This is a genomic window from Marinobacter sp. H13, from assembly GCF_059072335.1.
On record NZ_JCACRU010000001.1, the window covers coordinates 1265193 to 1277697 of the forward strand.

13 protein-coding genes are annotated in these 12505 nt (G+C 57.5%); 8 read left to right on the forward strand and 5 right to left on the reverse strand.

The window, feature by feature from the left end; genetic code table 11:
• Positions 1-22 precede the first annotated feature (22 nt).
• A complete protein-coding gene (trhA, locus tag AC5JQH_RS06075; RefSeq protein WP_008175461.1) occupies positions 23-712 on the forward strand; it encodes a PAQR family membrane homeostasis protein TrhA in 690 nt (229 codons plus the stop codon).
• Here trhA and AC5JQH_RS06080 read toward each other — a convergent pair whose 3' ends face one another.
• Complete coding sequence (locus tag AC5JQH_RS06080; RefSeq protein WP_493805398.1) at positions 713-1276, reverse strand: Yip1 family protein; 564 nt, start codon at positions 1274-1276, stop codon at positions 713-715.
• A gap of 73 nt (positions 1277-1349) precedes the next feature.
• Here AC5JQH_RS06080 and AC5JQH_RS06085 point away from each other — a divergent pair, with 73 nt between their 5' ends.
• The 3 genes from AC5JQH_RS06085 to AC5JQH_RS06095 all read left to right on the forward strand — a co-directional run bounded on the left by AC5JQH_RS06085 (position 1350) and on the right by AC5JQH_RS06095 (position 4937).
• Complete coding sequence (locus tag AC5JQH_RS06085) at positions 1350-2507, forward strand: NnrS family protein (RefSeq protein ID WP_008175466.1); 1158 nt, start codon at positions 1350-1352, stop codon at positions 2505-2507.
• Between the two features lie 258 nt (positions 2508-2765).
• The gene (locus tag AC5JQH_RS06090) at positions 2766-4358 is read left to right on the forward strand and encodes an MFS transporter (RefSeq protein ID WP_008175469.1); all 1593 of its coding nucleotides are present in this window, start codon (positions 2766-2768) and stop codon (positions 4356-4358) included.
• A 162-nt stretch (positions 4359-4520) separates the two neighbouring features.
• Positions 4521-4937: a globin gene (locus AC5JQH_RS06095; RefSeq protein ID WP_053112978.1), complete on the forward strand. Its 417-nt coding sequence runs from the start codon at positions 4521-4523 to the stop codon at positions 4935-4937.
• Positions 4938-5042: 105 nt separating this feature from the next.
• Here AC5JQH_RS06095 and AC5JQH_RS06100 read toward each other — a convergent pair whose 3' ends face one another.
• Together AC5JQH_RS06100 and AC5JQH_RS06105 are read right to left on the reverse strand one after the other, a co-directional pair.
• Positions 5043-6545 carry an MFS transporter gene (locus AC5JQH_RS06100; protein WP_273086072.1) on the reverse strand — a complete coding sequence of 501 codons (1503 nt, stop codon included), beginning with the start codon at positions 6543-6545 and terminating at the stop codon, positions 5043-5045.
• A 46-nt stretch (positions 6546-6591) separates the two neighbouring features.
• Positions 6592-7053: a universal stress protein gene (locus AC5JQH_RS06105; RefSeq protein WP_008175475.1), complete on the reverse strand. Its 462-nt coding sequence runs from the start codon at positions 7051-7053 to the stop codon at positions 6592-6594.
• A gap of 309 nt (positions 7054-7362) precedes the next feature.
• Between AC5JQH_RS06105 and AC5JQH_RS06110 the strand changes: the two genes are divergently transcribed.
• Together AC5JQH_RS06110 and AC5JQH_RS06115 are read left to right on the forward strand one after the other, a co-directional pair.
• Entirely contained in the window at positions 7363-8724 is a 1362-nt protein-coding gene (locus AC5JQH_RS06110; RefSeq protein ID WP_273069448.1) for an MFS transporter, read from the forward strand.
• A gap of 101 nt (positions 8725-8825) precedes the next feature.
• Positions 8826-9284, forward strand: coding sequence for an EVE domain-containing protein (locus AC5JQH_RS06115; protein WP_273044840.1), 459 nt, complete (start codon positions 8826-8828; stop codon positions 9282-9284).
• A gap of 24 nt (positions 9285-9308) precedes the next feature.
• Here AC5JQH_RS06115 and AC5JQH_RS06120 read toward each other — a convergent pair whose 3' ends face one another.
• On the reverse strand, positions 9309-9782 hold the full coding sequence (locus AC5JQH_RS06120; protein ID WP_273086080.1) for a hypothetical protein: 474 nt from the start codon (positions 9780-9782) through the stop codon (positions 9309-9311).
• A 219-nt stretch (positions 9783-10001) separates the two neighbouring features.
• Between AC5JQH_RS06120 and AC5JQH_RS06125 the strand changes: the two genes are divergently transcribed.
• Complete coding sequence (locus AC5JQH_RS06125; RefSeq protein ID WP_014578224.1) at positions 10002-10823, forward strand: ion transporter; 822 nt, start codon at positions 10002-10004, stop codon at positions 10821-10823.
• Between the two features lies 1 nt (position 10824).
• Here AC5JQH_RS06125 and AC5JQH_RS06130 read toward each other — a convergent pair whose 3' ends face one another.
• Positions 10825-11196: a SirB2 family protein gene (locus AC5JQH_RS06130; RefSeq protein WP_041645567.1), complete on the reverse strand. Its 372-nt coding sequence runs from the start codon at positions 11194-11196 to the stop codon at positions 10825-10827.
• Between the two features lie 122 nt (positions 11197-11318).
• On the opposite strand from AC5JQH_RS06130, the gene AC5JQH_RS06135 reads away from it, so the two are divergent.
• Positions 11319-12503 (forward strand): NnrS family protein, encoded by a 1185-nt coding sequence (locus AC5JQH_RS06135; RefSeq protein ID WP_273085739.1) that lies wholly within the window; start codon positions 11319-11321, stop codon positions 12501-12503.
• Positions 12504-12505: the final 2 nt, after the last annotated feature.

Genomic DNA, 12505 nt, shown 5'->3' on the forward strand with positions numbered 1-12505 from the left:
TACGCTGAAGTATTTTAGGGCCATGGCTAATTCGGAAGACCGCTCTGTGACAGCAACTCCATCCCCCGCAAATAATAACCATCACCGCATTGAAGAGTGGCTGAACAGCGCCACCCATGGTCTGGGCGCAATATTGAGCGTTATTGGCACGGCCGCGTTGATCGTGGGCGCCAGTCAATTCGGGGATGCCTGGAAGATTGTCAGTTTCAGTATTTTCGGCGCGTCCCTGATTCTTCTTTATCTGGCCTCAGCCCTGTATCACGGTGCCCGGCGGCCAGAACTGAAAAGGGCGTTCAAAACCCTTGATCATTGCGCCATTTTTCTGCTGATCGCCGGCACCTACACGCCCTTTCTGCTTGTAAACATGCGCGGCACGGTGGGCTGGACACTGTTTGCGGTGATCTGGTCACTGGCGATCACCGGCGTGGTGCTGAAGGTTATTTTCAAAAACCGCTTCAAGCTCGCGAGGGTTGGCATCTATGTGGCCATGGGCTGGCTGATCACGTTCGCCTCATCCGATCTGGTGGCCAACCTGAGTGAAACAGCCCTGAACCTGACGATTGCCGGCGGCATTTTGTACACCGCCGGTGTCGCCTTCTATCTGGCCGACCGCATACCTTATATGCATGCGATCTGGCACCTGTTCGTAATCGGCGGCAGCGCCTGCCACTTCAGTGCCATCTATTTTGGCGTCCTCCCCCACACGGCCTGATCAGAACGCCCAAACCATTGCCATCAGCACGCCCCATGCCAGCAAAGACGCCGACATAACGGTGTAGGTGGCCGACATGACCACCACATCATTATCGCTTCGCTCGCAGAATGAGCGAACGCCCTGGTAGACCAGCGCACAGGACAGGAACAAGGCGGCAAACACCGCCACAACGCTGACTGCCAGCACCGGCACCAGCAGCGCCAGTGATGACAGCCAGAGCGGTAGCGGCGCAATTGCGGCCAGCAAATAGGCATCCTGATAACTGATTTTCAATTGATGACTATCCATAACGGCGTGGATCAGCCAGCCCATCGCGAAGAACGTGAGTAACTCTGCCAGGAAAAGGATAGTGGTGATAAACCGCCACTCCTTGTCTCCGAATCCCTGCATGAAGGCGTCGCCGTACTGCGTGCCGGCATAGTAGAGCAGCACCGGCGGCAGAAACGACATCGGCACTACCACCACCCAGGCCAGGAACGGAATGGACAGGTCAAGGCGCCGCAGCTCTGACCAGGCGCCATTGCCGGAAAATGGTAGACGGGCAAGTTGTGTAATATTCATGATGCACCTTTAAAATGTTTCCCGCGTTATTTTTACTGATAGTTTCGGTGCGCCGAACGGTCAAGGACACGAGATGACTTCGGACAACTCAGGCATGCCAAGAAAGAACATTCATGCGTTCTGGCTATTCTTCCCTGCCGCATCACTATTCGCCGCATTAACGGTTCCCCTGTCGATATACAGCGTGCTGTCCGGGACAGGCTGGCCGCCCGGTTTGCTCGGTGCGGGACACGGCCATGAGTTGATATTCGGCTTCGCCCTGGCCCTCATCGCCGGCTACACCCTCGGCCCCCAACCTGGCCGGGTACTCACTCTGCTCTTTGTGCTTTGGATACTCGCGAGGGTCAGCTGGGTTCTGGCGCCGGAAAGTATTGCCGCCCAACTGTTAAGCCCGGCCTTCGCCCTCATGCTGGCGCGCTACGCGGTCCCGAGATTTCAGGCGGCCAAAAAATGGCGCAACCGGATTGCCGGCCCGCTGATTCTGCTTCTTTGCCTGTTGTCGGTCGTTTTCTGGCTTGCCAGCAACACACTGGCCGCAAGCGCACCGGCAATACTGGATAGCCGCCAGGTACTGACAACCGCCATTGTCGGTTTGCTGCTTCTGATGACGTTTATCGGCGGGCGAGTCATTGCGCCGGCTGTGGCCGGCACGCTTGAGAAACGGGGCATCCCCCTTGAGGCCCGGGTTCAGCCACATGTTGAGGGAACCCTTCTGGCCATCTTGCTGCTGGCACTGCTGCTCAGCTTTCTGCCAGTCGCGGCCCCGGCCGTGGGTCTGTTATTGCTGGTTGCGGGTTTTCTGATTGTGGTTCGCGCTGCTCGCTGGAAGCTCTGGCACTGCCGAAACCGGCCAGACCTTCTGGTACTGGCACTTGGCTACTTATGGCTGGCTGCAGGCGCTGGCGCAAGCGGGTTAAGCCTTCTGAAAGAAAACGATCCCGTCGCCTCCATGCACCTGATAACAATCGGAGCCCTCGGCACGCTTTCCACCAGTGTCATGCTGCGGCTTGCCTGGCAGCGAGCCAGACGAATGACACCACCCATCTGGCAGGTTGTTGGCATCGCCTCGGGCATGGCCATTGCGGCAGTCGCCCGACTCTACGCGGGCAACGCGCCTTTTCTTGAACCGGTTGCACTCTGGTTGGCATCGGCGAGCTGGTCCTGCATCTACGGTTTTGTGGCGCTGCAGACGATTTTACTGTTCCGGGATAGCCAGAACCGCCGGAAATGATTGGCTACCTCCACTGCGCCAGCATCCATAACACCTACCCACTTCGGGATATCACTATCGCACCCATTTGATTTTAATAGATTTTATCGATCTGAAACGCGCCTGGATTTTCATCAAAAAACTCACCTTCTGACACGTCATTTTGTCCTTGAGAAATATCAAGAATGACTCCCCGCCTCGCTTTGCACAATGGTGTCGAGAAGCCCGAGCGCCACCAGAAACGGGGCCAAGGGCACGTTAACCGAGGGAGTCAAAATCATGGCCAAAACCAACGCAGACATCGAACACTGGGATGTCGAGAGCGAAGAATTCTGGGAGCGGGAGGGCAAGCGCATTGCTTCCCGCAACCTGTGGATTTCCATCCCCAGCCTGCTGATGGGCTTTGCCGTCTGGCTGATGTGGGGGATGATCACCACCCAGATGAAGAACCTGGGTTTTCCTTTCAGCATTGAGCAACTGTTTACACTGTCTGCGATTGCAGGCCTGTCTGGCGCCACCCTGCGGATCCCCGCCTCGTTCATGATCAAGATCGCCGGCGGACGAAACACGGTGTTCCTGACCACTGCCCTCCTGATGATTCCTGCTGCCGGTACCGGCATCGCCCTGATGAACCCGGATACACCGTTTATCGTGTTCCAGGCCCTGGCACTGCTATCCGGTATCGGCGGCGGTAACTTCGCCTGCTCCATGAGCAACATCAGTACCTTCTACCCGAAAAGCAAGCAGGGCTATGGCCTCGGCATGAACGCCGGTCTCGGTAACTTCGGCGTCACCACCATGCAGGTGGTCATCCCACTGGTCATGACCGTGGGTATCTTCGGCGCCCTGGCCGGTGACCCTATGCAGCTGCAGAGCCCCAGCGGCACGCTGATTGGCCGCATTGAGGCGGGTACCGATACCTGGATCCAGAACGCCGGGTTTATCTGGCTGGTGTTTCTGATTCCGCTGGCGTTTGCCGGCTGGTTTGGCATGAACAACCTGAAAGTGGTTACCCCGAATCCGGGCAACCCGCTTTCAGCCTTCGGCAAGATTCTGGGGCTCTATGGCGTGGGTATTCTCGCCTCCATCGCAGGCGTCTGGGCCCTCAGCGTGCTGAACATGTGGCTGGCCCTGCCCCTGACCATCGTGCTCACACTGATTCTTCTGCGGCTGATCCCCGGCGATATCAAGCCCAACATCCAGGCCCAGTTTGCAATCTTCAGCAACAAGCACACCTGGTCCATGACCGTGCTCTACATCCTTACCTTTGGATCATTCATCGGCTTCTCCGCTGCCCTGCCGCTGTCCATTACCGTTATCTTCGGCAACATGATGGAAGTGGCAGCCGATGGCACGGTAACCCGTGTGGTCAACCCTGATGCGCCGAGCGCACTGACCTGGGCCTGGATGGGGCCGTTTGTTGGCGCGCTCATTCGCCCGGTGGGCGGCTGGATTTCCGACAAGGTGGGTGGATCCATCGTTACCCAGATCATCTCGGTTGTGATGGTCGCAGCCTCCGTGGCCACCGGCTACGTGATGATGCTGGCCTACAACTCCACTGATCCGAACGCCTACTTTGCACCGTTCCTGATCCTGTTCATCATCATGTTTGCGGCCAGTGGTATCGGTAACGGCTCCACCTTCCGCAGCATCGGTTTCATCTTCAACCAGCAGCAGAAAGGCCCGGTTCTGGGCTGGACCTCTGCGGTTGCCGCCTACGGCGCGTTTATCGCCCCCAGGGTGATGGGCCAGGAAATCCAGGCCGGCACCCCAGAGGTGGCCATGTACGGCTTTGCGGTGTTCTACGCACTCTGTCTGGTGGTTAACTGGTGGTTCTACCTGCGCAAGGATGCGTACATCAAGAACCCCTGATACAGGGTTCAAGTAACAGCCGGCGTCCGTGAAGGGCGCCGGTTTTTTTATGCCTGCTTTCCATCAAAGGCTACCTCCTTACCTGCACAAAATGACGCGCACGCTGGCAAATGCTAGATTCAGGATATTGGATTTAATCCCAAGAGAACCAGGGAGCCTGCCATGTCCTTCGAAGAGCTATTCGACGCGAGCTACGAGCGTGTCCTACAGACCCCACCCGAGGTGCCTGACTTCTTTGAAGGCTTCTATCGCCGGTTCCTGATGTCTTCTCCCGAGGTCCGGGCACTGTTTCGCAATACCGATATGGCCGTTCAGCGGAGTATGCTGAAGAAATCCTTTTTCAGCCTCGTAGCCTTTTACGCCAGCGGCAACGTTGACGATGTCCTTCATCGAATTGCCTGCCTGCACAGCGCCCGCCATCTGAGCATCAAGCCCTACCTCTACGACCTCTGGCTCGACTGCCTGACGGACACCGTAAGAGCCTATGACCAGGAGTGCAGCGACGATATCGAACTGGCCTGGCGGTTGGTTCTGAGCCCTGGAATCACCTACATGAAATTCGGCTACGACCACTTCTGATCCGTGGTCATAGTAAGACAGGCCTGGCCCCCAAAATGATGTCCCTTCAAACGCAAAAAAGCCGCCGGGCAATGCCTCGGCGGCCTTTTCTTCAACCGTTCCGGGTTAGCTGGTAGCGGCAGCCTGCCGGCGACGCTCTTCCTCTTCGATCTGGAGATCCACAGAGGACACCTGGTATTCGTCGGCAAAGCCTGACTCCGGCTCTTTCAGCCACATGATGCACAGCAACCAACTGACAAACGCGCCACCGGCGATGATGTAGAAGAACTGGGTCGGGGTTACAAAGGTGAAGATAGTGAGGTAAACCACCGCACCCACGTTGCCATAAGCGCCCGCCATGCCGGAAATCTGGCCAGTCAGGCGCCGCTTGATGGAGGGTATGATGCCAAAGGTTGCGCCCTCGGCACCCTGCACGAAGAACGAGGTGAATACGGTAATGCCTACGGCGATAATCAGCGGCCAGTTGGAGTTCATCAGGCCCATCAGCGCGAAGCCCACGGAGATGCCAAACATGTAGCTGAGCATCACAAACCGGCGGTTGCCCATACGGTCTGAAACCAGGCCACCCATTGGGCGCGCCACCAGGTTCACGAAAGCAAAGGAGGCAGCGATAAGGCCGGCTGCGGTCGCACTCAGGCTCCAGGTTTCCTCGAAGAACATCGGCAGCATGGACACCACCGCCAGCTCGGCACCAAAGTTGGCGAAGTAGGTGCTGTTCAGAGCTGCAACGCTGTTGAACGGGTACTTGTCGTCCTCGGGCACACCCTGTTTCAGCAAGGGAATATTAACCCGGAGAATCTGGATAATCTGATAGCAGACAATGGCCACAATCACCGCGTAACAGATGGCGGCTCCGGTGGCACTCAGGTATCCCATGTTCTCGATGCGCCAGACCAGGATGCCAAGCACACCCACCAGGGGAATGGTCCAGAGGATCAGCTTGATCATGTCGCCCCAGCTGCTGACTTCCAGTGCCACGGCCTTGCGCGGCTTGCGATGAACGGTGCCAACAGGGCCGTCGGTAATCGCGAACCAGTAGTAAACGCCGTAAGCCGCCATCACGATCGCGCTTTGGGCGATGGCCCAGCGCCAGCCATCTTCACCGCCATACATTTGCAGGGCGATGGTCGGCAAGGTGATTGCCGCGGCAGCGGAACCGAAATTGCCCCAGCCAGCATAGAAGCCTTCGGCAAAGCCGATGTCTTTCGGTTTGAACCACATGGCGGTCATGTGGATACCCACCACAAAGCTGGCACCAATGGAGCTGAGCACCAGGCGGCTGACCAGGAGCTGGGTCATGGTGTTGCCGAACGCAAATACCAGGGCAGGGATGGCCATCAATACCATTAGTACCGAAAACACCCGGCGGGGGCCGAAGCGGTCCAGGGCCATGCCCACGATAATCCGGGCAGGTATGGTCAGCGCTACGTTGGCGATGGCAAACAGGCGAAGATCATCCGCGGTGAGCCAGTTGACGCTTTTGAGCATACTGGATGCCAGCGGCGCCATGTTGAACCACACGTAGAAAGTTATAAAGAATGCGATCCAGGTCAGGTGCAGAGCCCTGACTTCCGGATTTTTGACGTGGAAAACGTCTGCGACTTTCATGTCAGCCTCCCTGGGCTTTCAGATACAGAAACGGTTATAGCCAGACTCAACGGCTGGGCAGAATAAGAAGCGGGCACTGGATGCGACGGGCAAGGAAGGAACTCACGCTGCCGAAGGTCATGTAATCCAGTTCGTCCACGAAGTAAGTCAGTGAGCGGGCAATAAAACCGCCGTCAGGCTCATGGCTGTGGCGGGCGATAACCAGCATGTCCGGATGAACCTTTTTCTCCGCTGCGAACAGCAACATCTTTCGGGCGTCGCCCTCCAGAAGCATGTTTTCGACGGAGATCTGTTCCTGCTCACACACCTCCATGGCCTCGGCGATGTGCTTTTTCAGATCGTTCAACTCTTCCTGGAACATGTCCTCGTTTCCCGAGGTGATGTCGCGGGGGTTTTCGGCAACGGCCACGAGGGTAATGACCGGTTTGAGGTCGCGGAACATGGTGATGGTCTGGGCCAGCGCCAACCTGGCATTTCGCGAGCCGTCGTAGGCAATCATGATTTTCATTTTTGAGTTCTCCAAAGGGCGTTTTCGGCACCCTTTCAAAGGCTATTTCAAGGGGCATCCATTGATATCTGTCAGCATTAGCCCACACTCCGGGGCCGCCCATAATTGACGTAAATCAACGCTGAGAGCGCGTACCCCACCAGAGCAATCAGGGGTCTATCCCCCTGCCCCCAAAACCCTCTGATTGCCTACCACCACCGCACCCAGCAGGAGGTACCTCCAATGCCCCGCATGGAAAAACCCTGGTTTTGGTAAGGTTTAAGAAGTGTTTTCAGACCTCAATTGATGAGCAAGCGGAGGGAGCGGAGCATGGCCAATACCCCGTCAAAGCCAGCGCAATACCGTGCGCTCGGTTTATCCACATTTGCCTTCACACTGTGTTTCGCGGTGTGGACCATTTTCTCCATCATCGGGATCCGCATCAGCGAGGATCTCGGGCTGTCGGATACCCAGCTGGGGCTGCTGATGGCGACCCCGATTCTCACCGGCTCGATAAGTCGACTTTTCCTGGGAATATGGACAGACCGATACGGCGGCCGCTGGGTGTTCGGCATTCTGATGCTTACGACCGCCGCCTGCGTGTACCTGCTCACCTTCGCAACCACTTACCTCATGCTGTTGGTAGGGGCTCTGGGCGTTGGCCTGGCAGGCGGTGCCTTTATCGTGGGGGTGGCTTACACAGCGGCCTGGTTTGAACCGGAGCGGCAGGGCACAGCCCTGGGCATTTTCGGTGCGGGCAACGTGGGCGCAGCGGTGACCAATTTCGGGGCCCCGTTCCTGCTGGTGGCATTCGGCTGGGAAAGCACCGCGCAGATCTACGCCACGGTGCTGGCGATCATGGGCGTCGTTTTCATTCTGCTGGCCAAGGAAGATCCCCTGGCCGCAGAGCGGGCTGGCAGCAAGGCCAAAACCTTCCTGGAGCAGATGGAACCACTGCGGGAGCTGAGGGTCTGGCGCTTTGCCCTGTACTACTTCTTTGTGTTCGGCGCCTTTGTGGCTTTGGCGCTCTGGCTGCCGCACTTCCTGATTGGCGTTTACGGCCTGGACATCAAAACCGCCGGTATCATTGCCGCGCTCTACACCATCCCTGCTTCCCTGTTCCGGATTCTGGGCGGCTGGATGTCAGACCGTTTCGGCGCCCGCCGGGTGATGTACTGGACCTTCGGAGCGTCGGTTCTGTGCACATTTCTGCTGAGCTATCCGCCCACCGATTACGTGGTTCAGGGAATTGATGGTGATATCCGCTTTACCCTGGCCATGAACCTGCCCATGTTCGTGGCGCTGATCTTTATCCTCGGATTCTTTATGTCCCTGGGCAAGGCAGCGGTGTACAAACACATTCCGGTTTACTACCCCATGCATGTCGGCGCCGTAGGCGGTGTAGTTGGCATGATCGGCGGGCTTGGAGGATTTATCCTGCCACTGACCTTCGGCGTACTGAACGACCTTACGGGCATCTGGCAGAGCTGCTTTATGCTGATGTTTGTGATCGTCGCAGCTGCCCTGGCGTGGATGCACTACGCGATCCGCTCTGCCGAGCGGGTGGAGTGGGCCGCCAACGAGGAAAGAACGGATTTGCCGGAACTGGCCTCGCCACAGCTGTTTTATCCACTGAACCGCAAAAAACCCAAAGAACCTCTGGCGCCACCGCCAACAGCCGGCCAATCCTGACGCCGCTTGATTGATTGCCCCTCGTTGCCCCGCACTGCGGGGCTTTTTCGTATAATCGCGGGGACTGGAATGAGGCTGATTCGGTAAATGGGAGAAACATCATGGCCAAGTGGCTGGTTAAATCAGAACCTGCAGAATGCGGCATAGAAGATTTTGCGAAAGCCCCGGACGGTGTGATCCCGTGGGACGGAGTGCGTAACTACCAGGCCCGGAATTTCCTGGCCCAAATGGCGGAGGGCGACGAGGTTTTCCTCTACCACTCCAGCTGCAAGCACATCGGGATTGCCGGCATCGTGACGGTTATTCGCAGCGCCTATCCGGACCCAACCCAGTTTGACCCGGAATCGCCCTACTACGATGGCAAGAGCACCAGGGAAAAGCCTCGCTGGCAGGCTGTCGACATGAAGTATGTCCGCACCCTGCCAAGTTTGATCCCGCTAGAGGAGCTGAAATCCATGGCCGGGCTCGAAAACCTGCCTCTAGTCCGGAAGGGTTACCGGCTCTCTGTGATGCCCGTGGGCGAGGAGGAATGGCAGATCATCCTGAGCCAGGCGGGCTGACACCAGGGATCTGCCATCGGCGCGTCACTCGTCGTGGGGAATTGGATCCGGGCTCCGGTCCCAGCCCACCAGTGCCAGAGTCGCAACAACGCCAATCAACAGCCCCATCCAGGGTTCAAAGAATGCCAGCGCGGCGCCAATCAGAACCACCGTGCCCCGGGACGCGTTATCCCTCGGAATCGACATGGCGATGTAGGCGCAGGCAAGACCCGTGGCAATTGGCTGCTCAAGCAGAAAGCGTTCGGCGTCATCCACGAAGACCCGCTTGAGCGCCGCAATCGAGGCAATCAGGGAGGCGTGAATCATTGAGAGTGCAACGGCTTCTTCAAAACTGAGGCCAAAGAAGGCGGTCATTACGGGAATTAATGCCAGGCCTGTCGCAGCTGAAACAAACAGCCCCTGCAGGAACTCGGACCAGCACAGGCGCGTGTGGTAAAAGGGCACGCGGAACGTGAACGGCCCCCAGCGCCAGCCGGGTAACTCCGGTCTATCTTCCATGGATTGTCACTCGCTTTTTGGTTTTATTGTTTGCGACTTGATTATGGGAAGGGTTTGCGGATCGCACGAATGAATATTTCTGATCAGGCTGAATAAATCCTGCTAATTACACCCAGCCAGGCACCTTGCAAAACGAACGACCCATGTTGAGGCTATCCAATTCTGTCCCGGCCCTTTAGAATTCGGCCTTCCCCGAATCTTCTGGAGCCGTCGCCTGCCATGCCGTCCCAACTGAACCCCGCCTCCGGTTTCGAGAAACTCCGCCGCATTGAGTCCAGCAAGGTTTTCCAGGGCGCAGTCATCACCATCATCATCCTGTCGGCACTGACCATTGGCGCCAAAACCTATGATCTGCCGCCCCTGGTGGAGAAGTCGCTCATCGTGATGGACAACGCCATCACCCTGTTTTTCCTGCTGGAAATCCTGTTCCGATTCGGTGTGTGCGCCAACAAGAAACGTTTTCTGTTCGACGGATGGAACCTGTTCGATACCCTGGTGGTCATCGGCAGCCTGATTCCTCTGGATAACTCCGAAGCGGTTCTGCTGGGACGTCTGTTGCGGGTTTTCCGGGTGTTGCGCCTGGTGTCGGTGGTTCCGGAGCTCCGGTTCCTGATCAACTCGCTGCTAAAAGCGATTCCGCGCATGGGCTACATCGCCCTGCTGATGTTCATCATTTTCTACATTTACGCGGCCATGGGTTCGATGTTCTTCGCCAGCGTGGACGAGGAGCTCTGGGGGGATGTGGCCATTGCCATGCTGACACTCTTCCGGGTGGCTACCTTCGAGGACTGGACGGATGTGATGTACGCCACCATGGAGCAGTATCCGCTGAGCTGGGTTTTCTACATCACCTTCATATTCCTGACGGCGTTTGTTTTCCTGAATATGATGATCGGGGCAATCCTGGAGGTTATGAGTGAGGAGCAGAACGCCAAGCAGGCCCAGAAGGCCCACGATGAGCGGGACGAAATTGCCCGCCAGCTCCAGGCCGTTCAGGTACAACTGGCGGAGCTGACGAAGCAGATCAGCGAAAAGCGCTGACTCAGAACGGCTTGGCCAGGGCCAAATGAAGAATGGCCGTAACCTGCACCAGGGCCAGTACCGCCGCGGAAATTCGAACGGGCTTTCCGAGGGTGGTTTTCAGAGCGAACACGCCAGCAATAATGTAGCCGACCAGTAAGACAATTTTGGCAATCAGCCAACCCGGCATGGCCGAAGCGTACCCGGCCACAAAAACCAGAGAGATCGCCGCCACCAGCAAAATGGTGTCGTTGATGTGGGGAATAAACCGCAGCGGTGTCTGTCGCCACCCAGGTCTTCCGACGGCGTCCAGGAGCAGACGCAGGGCAAAGAGTGTGATGGTGAGGTACGCGGTGGTCACGTGCAGGTGTTTCAGAATCATGTACGCGGTCATGAAAGTTCCTTAGTTAACAGGCGTTTTGCCGCATTGTACGCAATCTACCTACAAGCAGGTATGGTTAACGCGGTTGTCAGGGTTTAACATATACACAGAATACATGTATATGGGAGACATCTATGCGGGCCATTCCTACTTCCCCTGAACGGGCGCCGGTCAGCGTCAGCCAATTATTTTCCTACCCCTTTCGGATTTTCTTTCTGTCCATGACCGTTCTGGCCCTTGCCGTCATTCCCCTCTGGGTGATGCAGGTCAATGGTGTTATCAGTCTTCCACTGGCCATGCCCGGGTTATTCTGGCACCAGCACGAGATGTTGTTTGGCTTTCTGTCGGGAGCGATCGCGGGGTTCCTGTTAACCGCAGTGTGTGTTTGGACCCAGACAGAACGAACTCATGGATTCAGATTGGTGCTGCTCTGGGGCGTCTGGCTGGCCGGCCGTGTACTGCTGGCAACCGGTGCTGACCTGCCCTTTTGGCTGGTTCAGGGAGTAAACCTGGCATTCCTGCCCCTGGTGATGGTGGATGCCGGCTGGCGTATCTGGCACGCCCGGCAAAAACGACAACTGATGATCATGGTGGTACTCGGCCTGCTTTGGCTGATGCAGATCGGCTTTGTCACCCGCCTCGACATGGCCTTCAGCTATGGTGCCCTGATCATGGCCATGGCACTGATCAGTATTGTCGGTGGCCGCATCACTCCGGCGTTTTCCACCGGCTGGTTGCGCCAGAGGGGACTCGACAGCAACGCTGTAAAGACCATTCCCGCGCTGGACATGGCAACTGTATTCAGCCTGATTCTGCTGATGGCATCCCTGGTGACTGGCTGGCAAACCGTTACTGGTTTGCTGGCGCTGCTGTCCGGTGGGCTTATGCTGGTGCGTCTGGCGGGATGGAAGGGCTGGCTCGTACGCCAGGAGCCCCTGCTCTGGATTCTGCACCTGTCCATCCTGTGGGTGCCGGTGTCCCTGTTCCTGCTCGCGGGCACACTGTTCGCGGGCTGGCCGTCCAACGCGTGGAGTCACGCCGCCGGAACCGGCGCGGTCGCGTGCCTGATTCTCGGGGTCATTGCCCGGGTCGCCCTCGGCCACAGCGGCAGACCATTGGTGCTGCCCAAAGGCATGGTGCTTGCGTTCGTTGCAATTCATCTGGCCGCACTGATACGGGTGCTTACCGCCTTCGAAATCATTCCCTGGCACCCCGGCATTGGCAGCAGCACCCTGCTCTGGTTGTTTGCCTTCGGTATGTTCCTGTACCGCTACACCGGCATCCTCGCCAGCCCCAGACCCGATGGTCGTGAAGGCTGAAC

Bases quoted from the DNA above. Each gene is read 5' to 3' on its own strand.
- AC5JQH_RS06090 (WP_008175469.1), top strand. From the start codon at position 2,766: ATGGCCAAAACCAACGCAGACATCGAACACTGGGATGTCGAGAGCGAA.
- AC5JQH_RS06080 (WP_493805398.1), bottom strand. From the start codon at position 1,276: ATGAATATTACACAACTTGCCCGTCTACCATTTTCCGGCAATGGCGCC.
- AC5JQH_RS06085 (WP_008175466.1), top strand. From the start codon at position 1,350: ATGACTTCGGACAACTCAGGCATGCCAAGAAAGAACATTCATGCGTTC.
- AC5JQH_RS06095 (WP_053112978.1), top strand. From the start codon at position 4,521: ATGTCCTTCGAAGAGCTATTCGACGCGAGCTACGAGCGTGTCCTACAG.
- AC5JQH_RS06100 (WP_273086072.1), bottom strand. From the start codon at position 6,545: ATGAAAGTCGCAGACGTTTTCCACGTCAAAAATCCGGAAGTCAGGGCT.
- AC5JQH_RS06130 (WP_041645567.1), bottom strand. From the start codon at position 11,196: ATGACCGCGTACATGATTCTGAAACACCTGCACGTGACCACCGCGTAC.
- trhA (WP_008175461.1), top strand. From the start codon at position 23: ATGGCTAATTCGGAAGACCGCTCTGTGACAGCAACTCCATCCCCCGCA.
- AC5JQH_RS06115 (WP_273044840.1), top strand. From the start codon at position 8,826: ATGGCCAAGTGGCTGGTTAAATCAGAACCTGCAGAATGCGGCATAGAA.
- AC5JQH_RS06125 (WP_014578224.1), top strand. From the start codon at position 10,002: ATGCCGTCCCAACTGAACCCCGCCTCCGGTTTCGAGAAACTCCGCCGC.
- AC5JQH_RS06135 (WP_273085739.1), top strand. From the start codon at position 11,319: ATGCGGGCCATTCCTACTTCCCCTGAACGGGCGCCGGTCAGCGTCAGC.
- AC5JQH_RS06105 (WP_008175475.1), bottom strand. From the start codon at position 7,053: ATGAAAATCATGATTGCCTACGACGGCTCGCGAAATGCCAGGTTGGCG.
- AC5JQH_RS06110 (WP_273069448.1), top strand. From the start codon at position 7,363: ATGGCCAATACCCCGTCAAAGCCAGCGCAATACCGTGCGCTCGGTTTA.
- AC5JQH_RS06120 (WP_273086080.1), bottom strand. From the start codon at position 9,782: ATGGAAGATAGACCGGAGTTACCCGGCTGGCGCTGGGGGCCGTTCACG.